The organism is Stappia stellulata (assembly GCF_020176715.1).
GTDB lineage: Bacteria > Pseudomonadota > Alphaproteobacteria > Rhizobiales > Stappiaceae > Stappia.
Genome location: NZ_JAIVMF010000008.1, coordinates 90,312 through 106,710, shown reverse-complemented (window position 1 = coordinate 106,710; position 16,399 = coordinate 90,312). Strand labels below are relative to the sequence as shown.

Sequence of the window (16,399 nt, the reverse complement as noted above, 5' to 3'; positions counted from 1 at the left end):
CGGCATACGGCCGAAGACGCCATGACCTCGCAGCAATCACATTCGCGTGATCGCCGGGCAATGCCGCCACAAGTTGTCGCGTGTAAGGAAAATTAAGCCTCAAGGTCCTATGCTGGCGCCAACCGATCGCGAAGGAGCCTGTTTCGTTGCGCCTCTCCCCATCCAAATGGGCCGAACGCATTCTGCCGACTTCCGCCTTCCTGCGCGTTGAACCTGCGCTGGTGCGGCTGGATGCGTTTTTCAACGGCGAACCGGACACCTCCCAGGCACAACGCATGGCGATGGTCGTGTTTCTCGTGCGCGTTCTCGGCGCAGCCCTTGCCTATGTCTCCCAGGTGATTCTCGCCCGCATGATGGGAAGCCACGAATACGGCATCTATGTCGTGGTGTGGACGCTCGTCGTGGTGCTTGGCATTTTCGCCCCCCTCGGCTTCTCGTCCTCCGTTCTGAGGCTCATTCCGGAATACCGGACCCTCGCCCGGCCGGACCGGCTGAACGCCTTGCTGCTGGGCAGCCGACTGGCCGGCGGGCTCTCGGCCACAGCAATCGCGCTCATCGGCATTCTTGCGGTGTGGCTGTTTCAGGACTGGATTACCTCCTACTACATCCTCCCGCTGTTCCTGGCCGCCGTCTGTCTGCCGCTCTACACGATCGGCAGCATCCAGGACGGGATCGCCCGCGCCTACGACTGGCCGTTGCTGGCGATGCTTCCGCCCTTCATCTGGCGCCCGATCGTGCTTCTCGGCGGGCTCGTGCTTGCCATTCGCCTTGGCGCGCCGGCAACCGCGGCAACCGCCTGTACCGTCGCCATTGTCGCAACCTGGTCGGTCACGCTCGCACAGATGCTGGTGCTTTCGCGTTCGCTGAAGGCCGACCCCCCGCGCCTGCCGCCGCGCGAAAACTGGACCTTCTCGATCTGGCTCAAAATCTCGCTGCCGATCCTGCTGGTCGAGGGCTTCTTCCAGCTCATCACCAGCGCCGACGTCATCCTCGTCAGCTTCTGGCGCCCGCCCGACGAGGTCGCGATCTATTTCGCCGCCTCCAAGACCCCGGCGCTGGCCCATTTCGTCTATTTCGCCGTGCGCTCCGCCACCGCGCACCGCTATTCGCGGCTGTTCCACAGCGGTGCCCATGCCGAACTGGCGGCCCTCGTCGGCGACACCGCGCGCTGGACCTTCTGGCCCACCCTGGCGCTGTCGCTGGTCCTCGTGCTGGTCGGCCCATTCCTGCTTTCCCTGTTCGGCCCCGGGTTCGAAAGCGGCTATCCGGTGATGCTGATCCTGCTGTTCGGCGTACTTGCCAGGGCCTCCGTCGGTCCCGTCGACGCGCTTCTCACGATGGCCGACCAGCAAAACCGCTGCGCCCTCGTCTATGCCCTGACATTCGCGCTGAACATCGCCTTGAACGTCACGCTGATCCCGATCTTCGGCATTCTGGGCGCCGCGATCGCAACCGCCATCGCGATGATGTTCGAGGCCACCGCCCTGTGTCACCAGGCCCGCACCCGACTGGGCCTCAATCCGTTCGTTCTGGCCAAGACATGAGGCTTGGGCACGCCCGAATCATAGAATGCACGACCCGAAATTAACCACCGCTTAAGGAAGTTCCCCGCTCAAACGCAGGTTGTGGCAAATTTTACAGGGATGATGTCGCGCGAGCGGATCCGCAGGAACCGGAGCCCGTGCCCGCGCGCTGGAAAGAGACCCTGCAATGGCGCTTGCGAGAGAACAGTTACCCCCTGCATTGTCGGTCCCGGCATCACGGGAGCCGCATCGCACAAACGGCGCAGGCAAACAGCGAACGGCTCCCGATCACGGGAGACCATGTGTGAGCGGCATGACGGCAGTCACCTTCAGCGCAGAGCAGGCCGGCGAGCACCGGGCAGCCTGGGAGGCGCTGGCGGATGCGGCGGTCGAGCCGAACCCGTTCTTCCGCCCCGATTTCCTGTTGCCCTATCTGCAGCACATGGAACGCCGCAAGGTCGCGATCTGCGCCGTCAGGAACAATCGGGACGGCACCTTCGTGGCCCTCGCGCCCGTGGCGCGCCGGCGGCTCGGCCTGCTGGTGCCCGGCGCGACCGTGCACGCCGGCGAATACGGCCCGCTCGGAACCCCGCTGATCGCCCCGGGCGCCGATTCACACACGCTCGCGCTCCTGCTCGACACAGCGGTTGCACACGCCGGCACCGGTCTTGTCGCCCTGCCCTATCAGCGCACCGACGGACCGGTCTACGACATGCTGCTCGATATCGGCGCGACCGGGTCCTGGCGGGTGGCCCGCGAAACGATCAGCCTGCGCGCCGGCCATGCGACCGGGCAGACGGGACAGGAGCAATACGGGCTTTTGGGCACCCGTCGGCGAAAAGAAATCGGCCGGCAACTGCGCCGGCTTTCCGAAACCGGCACCACGGCATTCGATAGCCTGAACGCAGCGGACGACGTCTGTGCGGCCTTCGAGAGCTTTCTGACGCTGGAGGCGCAGGGCTGGAAGGGACGACGCGGCACCGCGCTTACCTGCGATCCAGGGCGTCAGGCCTTCGCCCGCGCCTTTATCCGGGACATGGCGGAGACCGGACGCGTCAGGATCGACCAGCTCACCGTCGACGAGATCCCGGTCGCCATGATGATCATGCTGCGCGACGGCCACCGCGCTTGGTCCTGGAAGATCGCCTATGACGAAAAACTGTCCCGTTTCTCGCCGGGCGCCCAGGTCACGCGCTACACAATGCGTCAGGACTTGGAGGAACCCGAGCTTGCGGAGGCCGATTCCCTGGCCGTTCCCGATCATCCGATGATCACGCCGCTGTGGCGCGGCCAGGTGCCCTATACCACCGTCGTGCTGACGCGCGGAGGTTTCGCCGGCGCGCGGCTGTCATTGGCACAGGCCGATCACGCGGTGACACGCGGGCTTCGCATGCTCGCGAAATCCGCCTTGCGTCGGGCACGCGCCAACCGGGAAGACCCGGCCTGAAGCGGCGCCAGACATTTTCAACGCGATCGTCTTCAACGCGACCGTCCGTCCCTGCCGCCGCCTATTCCTCAAGCACGACGGCCGCTCCGGCATCGGCACGCAACAGCCGGCGCACGACCTTGCCCGTCGTCGTCATCGGCAAGGCATCGACAAAGGCGATTTCCCGCGGATATTCATGCGCGGACAACCGGGTGCGGACATGGGCGCGGATACTCTCTTCCAGCTCCGCGCTCGGTTTCACGTTGGGGCTCAACACCACGAAGGCCTTGACGATTTCCGTGCGCACCGGGTCGGGCTTTCCAACCGCCGCCGCCAGCGCCACCGCCGGATGCGACAGCAGGCAGTCCTCGATCTCGCCCGGACCGATCCGGTACCCCGAGGAGGTGATGATATCGTCCGTCCGCCCGACGAAATGCACATAGCCGTCAGCGTCGCGCTCGCCACGGTCGCCCGTCAGCATCCAGTCGCCGACGAATTTGGCCTCCGTCGCGGCGTCCTCGCCCCAGTAGCGCAGGAACATCACCGGATCCGGCCTGCGGATCGCGATCTGCCCCTGCGTGCCGAGTGCGCAGACCTCGCCATCGTCGTCGACCACCGCAACGTCATGGCCCGGCACCGGCTTGCCAATGGCGCCGGCGCGCGACACGCCGAGCGCACCGCAGGAGGCGAGCACGGCGTTGCATTCGGTCTGTCCGTAGAACTCGTTGACGGTGAGACGGAGGTCCTGGCGGGCCCAGTCGTAGGTCTCGCGCCCGAGCGCCTCGCCGGCCGATCCGATGCTGCGCAGCGCCAGGTCGTAGCGCGCACGCGGGCGGGAAACGGTGCGCAGCATCTTCAAAGCCGTCGGCGGAATGAAGGCGTTGCGCACGCGCTGATCGGCCAGAAGCTGGAACGCCCGTTCGGGATCGAATTTCTCGAAACGATGCGACACCACCGGAACGCCCAGCGCGAGCGCGGGCAGCAGCGCGTTCAGCAGGCCACCCGCCCAGGCCCAGTCCGCCGGCGTCCAGAACAGGTCGCCCGGCTGCGGCAGAAACTCATGCGCCATCTGGATGCCCGGCAGATGCCCGGCCAGCACCCTGTGGCCATGCAACGCCCCCTTGGGCGGGCCGGTGGTGCCGGAAGTGTAGATCATCATCGCCGGATCGTCGGGGCCGGTTGCCACAGGCACGAAGACGTCGCGCCCGCCGGCCAGCAGCGCCTCGAAGGACAGCACGTCGCCGGGCGTATCCTGGGTGGAGACCACAAGCCTCAGATCCGGAAGGGCCTCGCGGATCTCGGAGAGCTTTGCGATGCCGGACGCATCGGTGATTGCCGCCGAGGCACCGGAGTTCGCCAGCCGGTACTGAAGCGCATCGACACCGAAGAGATTGGCAAGCGGCACGACGATGGCGCCAAGCTTGTAGAGGGCGAGATGGGAGACCAGCGTCTGCGGCGACTGCGGCAGCAGCAGCGCAACGCGGGCGCCGCGTGAGACCCCTTTTTCCGCAAGCGCATTCGCCAGCCGGTTGGACAGGGCCGCGAGCCGGCCGTAGCTCCAGCGCGTTTCGGCACCGTCCTCGTCGAGATGGATGAGGGCCAGCCGGTCGGCTGCGCGCACCGCCCAGGCATCGCAGGTTTCCACCGCGATGTTGTAGCGGTCCGGGATCCGCCAGCGGAACCGCCGCAGCAGATCGTCATAGGAAGATGCGGGTTGCAGCATCGAAGCGACCTTCGTCGGTCAGGGAAGCGGGACACTAGTCCTCATTGCGCTGCAGCGCAACAATCCGCCGCCCTCGCGCGCATCACTGCGGCGGCGCGGCCAGCACCAGAGACCAGAACACCCGGTACTTGGAGCCGGGCGAATACGCCGTGGCGATGCCCATGCGCGTCGCGCGACCGTCCAGCATGACCGCATTGTGCTTCGGCGAATCGCGCCAGCCCGAAAACGCCTCCGCCAGCGTGCGATAACCGGCGCTCGCGTTTTCCACCGCATAGGTCTGGGTCTCGCCGGCAGCCGACAGGCGCGCCGCCAGCCTGTTTTGCGGATCGAGGGAGGCACGCACGTTGTTGGCCTGCGCCATGGCGTCCGCCTGCTGGCGCGCCGCGCGCATCAACTCCGGATCGATTGTGAGCCCGCCAAGCCCGTTGTTCTGGCGGTAGCTGGAGATCATCTGCTGCGCCGAGGCGGCGTCGACGACCGCATCGACCCGGGCCAGATCCTTGTAATAGGGCGGCACGGACTCACCTGCCGGCAGGCAGCCGGCAACAATGAGGGACGCAACGAAAACGACGAGGAGCCGGCTGAATGTCATCATGTCGCCCTCATACCGCGCCGGCACGACCGAGGCGAGCGAATTCGCCGGTGGCGCCACGCGGGGCGCCACCGGCAATCGTTTTTTGCGCAGGCTCAGTCCGAGCCGGCAGCCAGCACGTCATCCAGAGTGCGCAGGCCCGTCGTCGGCGCGTTGACCAGAACCGCCATATTGCCGGGCGCATGCTGGTTCTTCCACATCTTGGTGTGGGCGTTCGGGATCTCCTCCCAGGGGAAGACCTCGCTCATGCACGGATCGATGCGGCGATCCATCACCGCCTTGTTGGCTTCCGACGCCTGCTTGAGATGCGCGAAATGCGATCCCTGGATGCGCTTCTGACGCATCCAGACATAGCGCGCGTCGAAGGTCAGGTTGAAGCCGGTCGTACCGGCACAGAAAACCACCATGCCGCCGCGCTTGGCCACCAGACAGGAGACCGGAAACGTCGATTCGCCCGGATGCTCGAACACCATGTCGACATCGTTGCCCTTGCCGGTGATCTCCCAGATCGCCTTGCCGAAGCGCCGCGCTTCCTTGAGCCAGGTGTTGTACTCGGGCGAGTTGACGGTCGGCATCTGGCCCCAGCAATCGAAATCCTTGCGGTTGATCACGCCCTTGGCGCCAAGCGACAGCACGTAGTCGCGCTTGTCTTCATCCGAGATGATGCCGATCGCATTTGCGCCGGCGGCGGCCGCGAGCTGGATGCCGAAGACGCCGAGACCGCCCGACGCGCCCCACACGAGAACGTTCTGGCCCGGACGCAACTGGTGCGGCGCATGGCCGAACAGCATGCGGTAGGCGGTGGCGAGCGTCAGCGTGTAGCAGGCGCTTTCCTCCCAGGTCAGATGCTTCGGCCGCGGCATCAGCTGCTGCGACTGCACCCGGCAGAACTGCGAGAACGACCCGTCCGGGGTCTCATAGCCCCAGATCCGCTGCGTCGGCGAGAACATCGGGTCGCCGCCGTTGCACTCCTCGTCGTCGCCGTCGTCCTGATTGCAATGGATGACGACCTCGTCGCCGACCTTCCAGCGCTTCACCTTCGATCCGACCGCCCAGACAATGCCGGAGGCGTCGGAGCCCGCGATATGGAAGGGTTCGTCATGCACCTTGAACACCGAGATCGGCTCGCCGAGGGCGGCCCAGATCCCGTTGTAGTTGACGCCGGCCGCCATCACGAGAACGAGAACCTCGTTGCTGTCCAGTTCCCAGGTCGGCACGACCTCGAGCTTCATCGCCTCTTCCGGGGGACCGTGCCGTTCGGCGCGGATCGTCCAGGCGTACATGTTCTTGGGAACATGCCCGAGCGGCGGGATCTCGCCAATCTCGTAAAGGTCCTTCACCGGCCGGCTCTCCTCAGCCTCGAGGTTGTCGTTTGCTTGCGCAACGGTGCTCATGGTTGTCGTGTCCTCCCGTATTATGCATTTTTGCCGAAGCACGGCCACCGCCGCGCCACCGCGTGTCCCGACACACTTCCGGCGACCCCGGAGAGCCCCCGCCAAAGGCGCCTTTTGCTGCGGCGCGTCATTCAAAAACCCGTCCCGCGTGCCCTATCACGAAACTATCGTGCGAAAAAGGGGCGTCACGCTATTGGACTATTGCTTAATTTACCCGTTTGCCCAAGACTGTTTTTGCATTGCACATAGAATTTCTGCGCGCGCGCAGTGTTCCACGCGCGTGAGGCAGGCCATACGGACGCATTGCGACGGACGTATCGGAGATAAAACAGGAAGATGCCGGGCCGGTGCGAGCGGCCACCGGCGCGATTGCGAGGAGATGTCCATGAGCGAGCCGACACAGAGCCAGCCGACCACCAGCAACGCGGAGCGCAGGCAAGCCGTCCGGGACCGGCCATGGATCTTTCGCACCTACGCCGGGCATTCCACGGCGCGGGAGTCCAACAGGCTCTATCGCAGCAACCTCGCCAAGGGGCAGACCGGCCTGTCGGTCGCCTTCGATCTTCCCACGCAGACCGGCTACGACCCGGACCACGCGCTGTCGCGCGGCGAGGTCGGCAAGGTCGGCGTGCCGGTCGCCCATCTCGGCGACATGCGGGCGCTCTTCGACGAGATCCCGCTGGAGAAGATGAACACCTCCATGACGATCAACGCGACGGCGCCCTGGCTTCTGGCGCTTTATGTCGCCGCCGCCGATGAGCAGGGCGCCGACCGCGCGCTTCTGACCGGCACGACGCAGAACGACATCGTCAAGGAGTATCTGTCGCGCGGAACCTATGTGTTTCCGCCCGCGCCCTCGCTGCGGCTGACCCGCGACGTCATTGCCTGGACCTATGAGGCGATGCCGAAGTGGAACCCGATGAACGTCTGCTCCTATCACCTGCAGGAAGCCGGCGCGACGCCGGTGCAGGAGCTCTCCTTCGCACTCGCCACCGCCATCGCCATCCTCGACGAGGTCAGGGACAGCGGCGCGATCCCGCCGGCGGATTTTCCCAAGGCGGTCGGGCGCATTTCCTTCTTCGTCAACGCCGGCATGCGCTTCATCACCGAGATCTGCAAGATGCGCGCCTTCGCCGAACTGTGGGACGAGATCTGCCGCAGCCGCTACGGCGTGGAGGACGAGCGCTACCGCCGCTTCCGCTACGGCGTGCAGGTCAACTCGCTCGGTCTGACCGAGCAGCAGCCGGAGAACAACGTCTACCGCATCCTGATCGAGGCACTCGCCGTGGTGCTGTCGAAGAACGCCCGCGCCCGCGCCGTGCAGCTTCCCGCCTGGAACGAGGCGCTCGGCCTGCCGCGCCCCTTCGACCAGCAGTGGTCGCTCAGGATCCAGCAGATCCTCGCCTATGAAACCGACCTCCTGGAACATGCCGACATCTTCGACGGCTCGGAGGTGATCACCGAGAAGGTCGAGGCGCTCAAACAGGAGGCCCGCGCGGAGCTTGCCCGGATCGACGAGATGGGCGGCGCCATCGCGGCGGTGGAATCGAGCTACATGAAACAGGCGCTCGTCGCCTCCAACGCGGAGCGGCTCGCGGCGATTGAATCCGGCGATCAGGTCGTCGTCGGCGTCAACAAGTTCACCGAAAGCGAGCCCTCGCCGCTGGCGAGCGGGGAGGACGGCGGCATTCTCACCGTGCCGGAACATGTGGAAGCCGAAGCCATCGAGGCGCTGACGGCGTGGCGCGAGGCGCGCGACGATGCCGCCGTCGCACAGGCCATCGCAGCCCTGAAACAGGCCGCAAGCGAGGGCGGCAACATCATGGAACCGTCGATTGCCGCGGCCAAGGCCGGCGTCACCACCGGCGAATGGGGGGCGGCGCTGCGCGAGGTCTTCGGCGAGTACCGCGCGCCCACCGGCGTCGGCAAGGCGGCGCGGGCCGATGCCGACGATCTCGCCGACGTGCGCTCCGCCGTCGACACGGTGTCCGCGAAACTCGGGCGCCGGCTCAAGTTCCTGGTCGGCAAACCCGGTCTCGACGGACATTCCAACGGTGCGGAACAGATCGCCGTGCGCGCCCGTGACTGCGGCATGGAGGTCGTCTACGAGGGCATTCGCCTGACGCCGGCCCAGATCGTCAACGCCGCCCTGGAAGAAGACGTCCACGTCATCGGTCTGTCGATCCTCTCCGGCTCGCATCTGGCGCTGGTGCGCGACGTGATGGAGCGGCTGCGCAGCGAAGGCATCGACGACATTCCGCTCATCGTCGGCGGCATCATTCCGGACGAGGACGCGGCCCAGCTGAAAGCCATGGGCGTCGCCGCCGTCTACACGCCGAAAAACTTCCAGCTCACCGACATCATGCGGGAACTGGTGGAGATCGTCGGAACGCGGGCGGAGGCGGCCGCGTAATCCGGCCCGTCAGTCGGCGGTGCCGAGAAGCCGCGCCGAAGTGTCCTCGGCCGGCGCATTCGCGGAAATCTTCGCGAATGCCTGGCGCCAGCCGTCCGCGAGTTCCGGCAGGGCCGACAATTGCGCCGCCCGTGCCGGATCGATCCGCCTGGTGAGCCGCGCGCGCGTAACCTCAAGCACCGTCCATTGCGGGCAAGGCCGCTCGAGCAACTCGAACGGATCCCCAAGCGAGACAAGACCGGGCTCGAGCACCCGGTAATACCAGCCGGTGCGCCCCGTCTTCTGGAACGCCGCCGCCATGTCGTCGCGCCCGCGATGGGCATTCAGCTTCCAGCAGGGCTGGCGCCCCTGGGACACCTGCACCCGAGCGGTCCCGAGGCGAAACACGTCGCCGATGCAGATCTGCTCCTCCGTGACGCGCAGGGTCGAGAGGTTCTCGCCAAAGGCGGCAGGACGCGTTCCGCCGGGCAGATACCCCTCCGCAATCCAGGCCGCATAGTGATCGGCCGCATAGTGGTGCAGCGCCTTCTCCGCCCCGCCATGCACCGTGCGGTCGGCCTGCGCATCCACGAGAAGCCCCTCGAAGCCAATCTCGACAGGCCCCGCGACCGGCGTCTTGGCGATGGCCGACGCGGGACGCCCTTCCCAGCGGTCGGCAACGGCGCCGGCGAACAGGCCATCGACTGTTGTTTTGAAAGTGTCGGTGCTCATGCGGGCTCCTGCTCGTGACAGATGCGATGGGTTTCGTCTGGTTCCAGCGCCACGGACAGCAGCGCACAAAAGCCCCCCTCCTCCCTGGGCCGGAAGTGCAGGCAATTGCGGCAGATGCCGAACGGCTTGTTGCCGCCGGCCCGCACCGCGCGGCGAAGCAGGCCTTCAAGGTCGTTGGCGAGCGCCAGAAGATCCGGCTCGCCGATCCCGGCCAAGGCCTCGGCAAGCGGGCCGGTCCGGGCGGCCTCGCGCAGGCCCGCCTCGGTGACACGATAGGAAATCGACCGCTTGTCGGCGCTTGAGCGTTCTTCGACGAGATAGCCCTTGCGGGCCAGGCTCTTGAGCGTCTGGGAGACCGTTCCTCTCGTGCTGCCGAGGTAGTCCGCCACGACGGAGGGCGAGCGCGAGAAGCGGTTCGCCCGAACGAGATAGTCGAGGGCCGCGCGTTGGGCCGGATTGAGGTCGGCCTCCCAGTCGGCACCGGCATCGAGGCGCGACAGGCGGTTGATGAGGCTGCGGATCCGGTCGGTGGTCATAGGGCTTTTATATCGAGTCGAAATTATATTTGCAATAATATCGACTCGATACTATTCACGGAGGGTCGAAACACTCTCCGAGGACAGACCCATGATCAGACCTGCATTCATCGCGGCACTCGCGGCCCTGCTTCCCGCCACCCCGTCGCTGGCCGACACACTGCATGCGGCCGACAGGAAGGACGCTATCCAGGCGCGCGAAGGTGCGACCCCGGTCGCGGCCTTCGACATTCTGGCAGCACATGCGCATCGCAGCGGCCGCATCGTCACCTTCCACATGACCACGGCCGGAGCCGCCGGCTCGGTCACGCCCGAGCCGGCGGGCGCGCTTGGCGGTGCGCCGGTGCTGAGCTATGTCTGGCCGACATCGCTCGATCCGGCCGTCGTCGGCTTCGAGGCGAAAAGCGGCATTCTGGCGCTGGCGGCGACCAGCCATCCGGACTTCGACGACACGCCGCTGTTCGATGAAAACCGCGATGGCGATCCCGCCAACGACGGCGGCGACTGGCACAGTCACTGGGTCGTCCTGACGGCCGATGAAGGCTGCCCGGAAGGCGCGCTCGGCGTGCGCAACATTCCCGAGGGCGCAACGCCCAGGTTGCCGGCGACCTGGCCCGGCCTGCCGCTCTATATCGACAGCCCCGGCTTCACGCCGTTGTTCGACGGGCCGGAAATCTCGGTGAGCGTCGGCTTTGCCGATGAAACCGGCCTGCCGGAAACCGCTTACGACGGCGTCACCGCGGCCCTCAGGGTCAATGCCAGCGTGCATGCGCCGCTGTTGTGCGTGGAGGATGTCTTCGACGTCGCCTCCGGCGATCTCAGCCTGCCGGGACGGCTGAAGTAGAGACCGGTTCGGCCCCGAAAACAAAAACGGCGGACCCTCGGGCCCGCCGCCTTCATGCCGGGGCAGTCCAACGCCGGCGAAGCGGATCGCGCCTCAGTCTTCCAACTCGCCCTTCAGCCACTTGCGCCACTGCGAGCGCGTTCCGAAGAAGACGTTGCGGTCGACATTGCCCTCGACGCCGTCGACCCTGCCGGTCGCCGTATACTGCCAGAACACCCAGTCCTCGCGGTTCTCGTATTTGCGGTCGGGATGGCTTGCGACCGAGCGCAGCCAGAAATCGTATTTGTGCTTGGCGTCGACCAGGCGGTCGCGATGGAAGTCGACGGAGGAATAGATCACCGGGCGCTTGCCGTAATGCGCCTCGACCGCTTCCAGGAACTTGCGCATGTCGCGAATGACGACATCGCGCGGCGGACGGTCGCGACAGGTCTTGGAGTAGGCGTTCCACTCCATGTCGAGCACGGGCGGAAGTGCGTCCGGCTCGTTCGGCACATTCTCGATGAACCAGGCGATCTGGTCCTCGACCGGGCGGCAAAAGTAATAGAAGTGGTAAGCGCCGCGCGGCACGCCGGCGGCCTTGGCCGCATACCAGTTTTCCAAGAACTTCGGGTCGAGATAATCGCCGCCCTCGGTCGCCTTGATGAAGGCGAATTCGGTGCCGGCCCGCTTGACCCGGTTCCAGTCGATATCGCCCTGATAGCGGGCGACATCGATGCCGTGGATCGCGAAATCCTCCGGCGTCGGGTCCGGAAAATCGAACGCCGCGCAGGCGGCGAGGGACAGGGCACAAATCAGGGAAATCACGCGCGCAAGCATCGCTCTCTCTTCGGTCCACGAGAGCCGGGCATACGGGCACCGGCTCTTCCCCTCCAACCAGGGGCGACCGTATGGTGAAACCGTTAAGGAACGGCTTACCAGCCGGCAGGAGCGAAATTGCGGAGGACCGCGCTTTCGCGCGTGTCCTCACGCGATTGTGATTGCGAAACCCTCGCGACGGACCGCCTTATCCCTTCGCCGGAATGCGCAGCACCTGGCCGGGATAGATCTTGTCCGGGTCGGACAGCATCGGCTTGTTGGCCTCGAAGATCGCCATGTACTTCGAGCCGTCGCCATAGGCCTTGCTTGCCACCGCCCAGAGCGTGTCGCCCTTGGCGACCGTGTGGAACGTCGCCGGAGCGGCATCGTCCGCCACCGAGATTTCCTCTTCCACCTTGGCCACGCCGAGCACGTTTCCGGCCGCCAGAATGAGCTTCTCGCGCGCTTCCTGGGTGGGGGCAGCGCCGGCAATCTTCACCGTGTCGCCCGACACCTCGACCTTGACGTCGCCGTCGAGACCAAGGGCCGCCACTTCCTTCTCGATCGCCTCGGCGGCCGTTGCCTCCGGCTCGTCGCTGCCGAACAGCGACTTTCCAGCGTCCTTCACAAAATCGAAAAAGCCCATTTCAGTTCCCCTTCCGCAGCCGGCGGGTCATCCGCCGGACTATCCTCGCGTCGCGCCGCGCACGACAGACACGCAAGCAGTCCTTTATCGCGGCACGCGCCGGTGCCGGCAAGTCAATAGCACCGCCGCGATACGGCCACGCCGCCGCCCGCTTCGCGCTTGCATAGCCGCGCCCGGACTGGCATGTCGGCGGGGAACCCTTCGTCTCCACGACCCGCGCGCGAGCGTCTTCCTCATGACCGATCACCTGACCGTCGCCACCTGGAACATCAACTCGGTGCGCCTGCGCATGCCGATCGTGGAGAAGCTGATCCTGGACCACGGGCCGGACATCATCTGCCTGCAGGAAACCAAGTGTCCGGACGGCAATTTTCCCTTCGCCCCGCTGCGCAAGCTCGGCTACGAGCACATCGCCATCAACGGGCAGAAGGGCTACCACGGCGTCGCCACGATCTCGCGCCGGCCGTTCCTTGCGGAAGAAAAGATCGACTATTGCGCCAAGGGCGACAGCCGCCATGTCCGCGTCGATGTCGAGTTTGCCGGCTCGCGGGTCTCGCTGCACAATTTCTACGTCCCCGCCGGCGGCGACGAGCCGGATCCGGAGATCAACGACAAATTCGCGCACAAACTCGCCTTCCTCGACGAGATGGGCGAACGCTTCGCGTCGCTCCAGGGCGCGCAGATGGTCGTCGGCGATCTCAACATCGCGCCCTATGAGCACGATGTCTGGTCGCACAAGAAGCTCTTGAAGGTGGTCAGCCACACCCCGCAGGAATGCGATCTGCTGGAAGCGGTGCGCGCAGCTGGCGGCCTCACCGACGTCATGCGCAATTTCGTGCCGATGGAGGAAAAGCTCTACACCTGGTGGAGCTACCGCGCGAAGGACTGGTCGGCCGCCGACAAGGGCCGCCGTCTCGACCACGTGTGGACGTCGCCCGACGTCGCCGGCACGGCGACGCACATGGAGGTGCTGCGCGACGCACGCGGCTGGGACAAACCCTCCGATCACGCCCCCGTGCTGACCCGGCTTCAGGCCTGAGCCGCATCCGCTCTCACGGGCGGATGATCACCTTGCCCTGAACCTTGCGATCGGCCAGTTGCCGGAGCGCGGAGACCGTCTCGGCAAGCGGAAACACCCCGTGAATATGCGGGCGGATGCGGCCCTCGCCGATCCAGGCGAGCAATTGCGCCATATTGTCGCGATGCGCGTCGGGTTCGCGCACGATCGCCTCGCCCCAGAACACGCCGAGCACGTCGCAGCCCTTGAGAAGCACGAGATTGAGCGGCAGTTTCGGGATCTCGCCGGCGGCAAAGCCGATCACCAGATAGCGCCCGCGCCAGCCCGTCGCGCGCAGTGCGGCTTCCGTATAGGCGCCGCCGACCGGATCGTAGACCACGTCGACGCCGCAACCGTCGGTCAGCGCCTTCAGCCGCGTCTTGAGGTCTTCCTCAGCATAATTGATGAATTCGTCGGCACCATGGGCGCGGGCGAGCTCCAGCTTGTCCGCGCTCGAGGCGCAGGCGATCACCCGCGCGCCCATCGCCTTGGCGATCTCGACGGCAGCGAGCCCGACACCGCCCGACGCACCCAGAACGGCCACCGTCTCGCCCGCCTGCAGGTTCGCGCGATCGCGAAAGGCATGCAGCGTCGTGCCATAGGTGACGGTCAGGCCGGCCGCATCCTCTTCGCCAACCGCGTCGGGCAGCGCCACGAGATCGTCCTCGGTCGCAATGACCGCCTCGCGCACGGCGCCCCATTTGACGTAACCCATCACCCGGTCGCCCGGTTCGAACAGCTCGACGCCCTCGCCGACCGCCTTGACAGTTCCCGCGAACTCCGCGCCCGGCGAAAACGGGGGTTCGGGGCGAAACTGGTATTTGCCCTCGATGATCAGCGTGTCGAAGAAATTGAGCGCGGCGGCGGCAACCTGCACCAGAACCTCGCCCGGTCCGGGCACCGGTTCCGCGATCTCCGCGAGCACCAGATCCTCAGGCGGTCCGAGCCGCTCGCACACAACAGCCTTCATGTTCTCTCCCCACTTCTGCGCAAAGGATGCGTCTCGCGCATCTGCAGTCCCCGAAAGTCGCCTAGCATGGGCGCACTCTCGTTAAAAGATACAAGACCCCGGATGCTTGCCTTCGCGGGTTCCGGCAGGTATGCCCGGGCACCGGTTTCAATCCACAGGCAGGTCACATGCGCGGTTACTTCGCCGTCGGCGCGGAAGGCATTTCCAAGCCGATGAACCTTGGCAATCTCATGCGCTCGGCGCATGCCTTCGGCGCGAATTTCTTCTTCACCGTCGACGCAGACAAGAAGATTCGCAAGGCACCTCCCTCCGACACGTCAAAGAGCACGGGCCACCTGCCGCTGTTTCACTGGGACAGCATGGACGATATCGACCTGCCGCAGGGGTGTCAGCTTGTCGGCGTCGAGCTCACCGACGAGTCCATCGACCTGCCAAGCTTCATGCATCCGCTCCAGGCCGCCTACATCCTGGGCCCGGAACGCGGCTCGCTATCGCCCGAGATGCAGGCGCGCTGTTCGCACCTGATCAAGATCCCGACGAAATTCTGCCTGAACATCGCGGTCGCCGGTGCCATCGTTCTCTACGACCGCCACCGCGTCCACGGCCACTATGCCGACCGGCCGCTGACCGCCGGCGGCCCGAAGACGCCCCGCGCCGCCCACAAGCATGGCGGCCCGATCATGCGCACCGACCGGAAGGTTCCGGGCTGGGAGTAAGGGCGCCGTTCAGCGCCGCGCCCGGACCCTTGCAACGCGCGCCAGGGTCAGCAGGACGTCGCTGACGAGGGCGGTCGCGAGCGTTTGCGACTTGCGCGCATCCGCCACGGCGCGGGCGAGCCGTTCGCCCGCCTTGCCGAGATCCGCCTGCGACCAGATCGAAATCTGCCGCTGGACAGCGGACTTGCGCTTGAAAAAGACGGGCGGCCGGATCTGGTCCACCGCGCGCGCCGCCGGCAACCCGCGGTCGACATCGGCACGCGCGCGCGACAGGGTCTGGAAATGGCGGAGCGCCATCCCGGCGATCACATCGGCGCGCTGGCCGGTCGCCTCCAGACGCTCCAGACCATGGTCGAGCGTGGCGAGATCGCCGAGCGCTGCCGCGTCGATCAGCACGTCGACGGCAAAGGCCGAGGCATCGCCGATCACCGCCTCCACGTCGGCGGTCTCCACCCGGCCGCGTCCATGGGCATAGAGGCACAATTTGCGTACCTCGCCGCGGCTTGCCAGACGATCGGCGCCAAGCAAGCTCATCAATGCCTGACGGGCCTCGCGGGAGATCGTCAGCGCCGCCTCGCGCAGTTCCGTATCGATCACCCGTTCGAGATCGCGTTCCGCATCCGCATAGCAGGCGATGGCGACGGCGGTCTTGTCGCTTTCGATCTTGCGCCGGAGACCGACGCCCTTTTTCAGATCACCCGCCTCGATCACCACGAAGGCGTTGGCCGGGTCGATCTGCCCGAGCAACGGTTCGACGGCGGCGGCAATGTTCTTGCCCGCCCCGTCGCGCACCCAGACGACGCGGCGTCCGCCGAACATGGAAATCGTCATCGCCTCGTCGATCAGGCGCGCGGGATCGGAGACAATATCGGCGGCATCGAGCTTGACGAGGGAAAAGGGATCGTCGACGCCGCCGGAGGCATGCGTGACCAGCGCCTGCGCGCGTTCCGACACCAGCCCGACATCCGGGCCGAAGACCAGAACCAGCGGCACGGTGTCCGGCGGCCTTGCGATGAAGCGGTCGATGTCGCCGGCCTTGAGCGCGACCATCGC

At 66.1% G+C, this 16,399-nt stretch carries 15 protein-coding genes; 6 read left to right on the top strand and 9 right to left on the bottom strand.

The annotated features are described in order from the left end of the window. Positions 1 to 146: 146 nt before the first annotated feature. Together LC092_RS11655 and LC092_RS11650 are read left to right on the top strand one after the other, a co-directional pair. Complete coding sequence (locus tag LC092_RS11655) at positions 147 to 1,544, top strand: lipopolysaccharide biosynthesis protein (protein ID WP_224806701.1); 1,398 nt, start codon at positions 147 to 149, stop codon at positions 1,542 to 1,544. A 292-nt stretch (positions 1,545 to 1,836) separates the two neighbouring features. Further along, positions 1,837 to 2,970 carry a GNAT family N-acetyltransferase gene (locus tag LC092_RS11650; RefSeq protein ID WP_224806784.1) on the top strand — a complete coding sequence of 378 codons (1,134 nt, stop codon included), beginning with the start codon at positions 1,837 to 1,839 and terminating at the stop codon, positions 2,968 to 2,970. A gap of 61 nt (positions 2,971 to 3,031) precedes the next feature. Here the strand turns inward: LC092_RS11650 and LC092_RS11645 are convergent, their stop codons facing one another. From LC092_RS11645 to ccrA, 3 genes are all read right to left on the bottom strand, one after another. Next, positions 3,032 to 4,672 (bottom strand): AMP-binding protein, encoded by a 1,641-nt coding sequence (locus LC092_RS11645; protein ID WP_224806700.1) that lies wholly within the window; start codon positions 4,670 to 4,672, stop codon positions 3,032 to 3,034. A gap of 82 nt (positions 4,673 to 4,754) precedes the next feature. Further along, entirely contained in the window at positions 4,755 to 5,267 is a 513-nt protein-coding gene (locus tag LC092_RS11640) for a CAP domain-containing protein (protein WP_224806699.1), read from the bottom strand. A gap of 92 nt (positions 5,268 to 5,359) precedes the next feature. Then, positions 5,360 to 6,658, bottom strand: coding sequence for a crotonyl-CoA carboxylase/reductase (ccrA, locus tag LC092_RS11635; protein ID WP_224806698.1), 1,299 nt, complete (start codon positions 6,656 to 6,658; stop codon positions 5,360 to 5,362). 385 nt (positions 6,659 to 7,043) lie between these two features. Between ccrA and LC092_RS11630 the strand changes: the two genes are divergently transcribed. Next, a complete protein-coding gene (locus tag LC092_RS11630) occupies positions 7,044 to 9,071 on the top strand; it encodes a protein meaA (RefSeq protein WP_224806697.1) in 2,028 nt (675 codons plus the stop codon). A 9-nt stretch (positions 9,072 to 9,080) separates the two neighbouring features. On the opposite strand, the gene LC092_RS11625 is transcribed toward LC092_RS11630, so the two are convergent. Continuing rightward, positions 9,081 to 9,782 (bottom strand): MOSC domain-containing protein, encoded by a 702-nt coding sequence (locus LC092_RS11625; RefSeq protein WP_224806696.1) that lies wholly within the window; start codon positions 9,780 to 9,782, stop codon positions 9,081 to 9,083. After that, positions 9,779 to 10,318: a MarR family winged helix-turn-helix transcriptional regulator gene (locus tag LC092_RS11620; protein WP_224806695.1), complete on the bottom strand. Its 540-nt coding sequence runs from the start codon at positions 10,316 to 10,318 to the stop codon at positions 9,779 to 9,781. Before LC092_RS11620 ends, LC092_RS11625 begins: the two co-directional genes overlap by 4 nt. Before the next feature lie 91 nt (positions 10,319 to 10,409). Between LC092_RS11620 and LC092_RS11615 the strand changes: the two genes are divergently transcribed. Continuing rightward, positions 10,410 to 11,162, top strand: coding sequence for a hypothetical protein (locus LC092_RS11615; RefSeq protein ID WP_224806694.1), 753 nt, complete (start codon positions 10,410 to 10,412; stop codon positions 11,160 to 11,162). Between the two features lie 93 nt (positions 11,163 to 11,255). Here LC092_RS11615 and LC092_RS11610 read toward each other — a convergent pair whose 3' ends face one another. Both LC092_RS11610 and lysM read right to left on the bottom strand, forming a co-directional pair. After that, a complete protein-coding gene (locus LC092_RS11610) occupies positions 11,256 to 11,978 on the bottom strand; it encodes a GH25 family lysozyme (RefSeq protein WP_224806693.1) in 723 nt (240 codons plus the stop codon). Between the two features lie 187 nt (positions 11,979 to 12,165). Then, complete coding sequence (gene lysM, locus LC092_RS11605) at positions 12,166 to 12,603, bottom strand: peptidoglycan-binding protein LysM (RefSeq protein WP_224806692.1); 438 nt, start codon at positions 12,601 to 12,603, stop codon at positions 12,166 to 12,168. 235 nt (positions 12,604 to 12,838) lie between these two features. On the opposite strand from lysM, the gene LC092_RS11600 reads away from it, so the two are divergent. Then, positions 12,839 to 13,642, top strand: coding sequence for an exodeoxyribonuclease III (locus LC092_RS11600; protein ID WP_224806691.1), 804 nt, complete (start codon positions 12,839 to 12,841; stop codon positions 13,640 to 13,642). 13 nt (positions 13,643 to 13,655) lie between these two features. Here LC092_RS11600 and LC092_RS11595 read toward each other — a convergent pair whose 3' ends face one another. Then, positions 13,656 to 14,630, bottom strand: a complete 975-nt coding sequence (locus LC092_RS11595; protein WP_224806690.1) for an NADPH:quinone oxidoreductase family protein — start codon at positions 14,628 to 14,630, stop codon at positions 13,656 to 13,658. A 167-nt stretch (positions 14,631 to 14,797) separates the two neighbouring features. Between LC092_RS11595 and LC092_RS11590 the strand changes: the two genes are divergently transcribed. Beyond that, positions 14,798 to 15,346, top strand: coding sequence for an RNA methyltransferase (locus tag LC092_RS11590; RefSeq protein WP_224806689.1), 549 nt, complete (start codon positions 14,798 to 14,800; stop codon positions 15,344 to 15,346). A gap of 9 nt (positions 15,347 to 15,355) precedes the next feature. Here the strand turns inward: LC092_RS11590 and holA are convergent, their stop codons facing one another. Continuing rightward, positions 15,356 to 16,396 carry a DNA polymerase III subunit delta gene (gene holA, locus LC092_RS11585; RefSeq protein ID WP_224806688.1) on the bottom strand — a complete coding sequence of 347 codons (1,041 nt, stop codon included), beginning with the start codon at positions 16,394 to 16,396 and terminating at the stop codon, positions 15,356 to 15,358. Positions 16,397 to 16,399 lie beyond the last annotated feature (3 nt).

Coding starts and splice junctions, on each gene's coding strand:
- LC092_RS11645 (WP_224806700.1), bottom strand. CDS start 4,672: ATGCTGCAACCCGCATCTTCCTATGACGATCTGCTGCGGCGGTTCCGC.
- LC092_RS11610 (WP_224806693.1), bottom strand. CDS start 11,978: ATGCTTGCGCGCGTGATTTCCCTGATTTGTGCCCTGTCCCTCGCCGCC.
- LC092_RS11620 (WP_224806695.1), bottom strand. CDS start 10,318: ATGACCACCGACCGGATCCGCAGCCTCATCAACCGCCTGTCGCGCCTC.
- LC092_RS11625 (WP_224806696.1), bottom strand. CDS start 9,782: ATGAGCACCGACACTTTCAAAACAACAGTCGATGGCCTGTTCGCCGGC.
- LC092_RS11590 (WP_224806689.1), top strand. CDS start 14,798: ATGCGCGGTTACTTCGCCGTCGGCGCGGAAGGCATTTCCAAGCCGATG.
- LC092_RS11615 (WP_224806694.1), top strand. CDS start 10,410: ATGATCAGACCTGCATTCATCGCGGCACTCGCGGCCCTGCTTCCCGCC.
- LC092_RS11650 (WP_224806784.1), top strand. CDS start 1,837: ATGACGGCAGTCACCTTCAGCGCAGAGCAGGCCGGCGAGCACCGGGCA.
- LC092_RS11595 (WP_224806690.1), bottom strand. CDS start 14,630: ATGAAGGCTGTTGTGTGCGAGCGGCTCGGACCGCCTGAGGATCTGGTG.
- lysM (WP_224806692.1), bottom strand. CDS start 12,603: ATGGGCTTTTTCGATTTTGTGAAGGACGCTGGAAAGTCGCTGTTCGGC.
- LC092_RS11640 (WP_224806699.1), bottom strand. CDS start 5,267: ATGATGACATTCAGCCGGCTCCTCGTCGTTTTCGTTGCGTCCCTCATT.
- ccrA (WP_224806698.1), bottom strand. CDS start 6,658: ATGAGCACCGTTGCGCAAGCAAACGACAACCTCGAGGCTGAGGAGAGC.
- LC092_RS11600 (WP_224806691.1), top strand. CDS start 12,839: ATGACCGATCACCTGACCGTCGCCACCTGGAACATCAACTCGGTGCGC.
- holA (WP_224806688.1), bottom strand. CDS start 16,396: ATGGTCGCGCTCAAGGCCGGCGACATCGACCGCTTCATCGCAAGGCCG.
- LC092_RS11630 (WP_224806697.1), top strand. CDS start 7,044: ATGAGCGAGCCGACACAGAGCCAGCCGACCACCAGCAACGCGGAGCGC.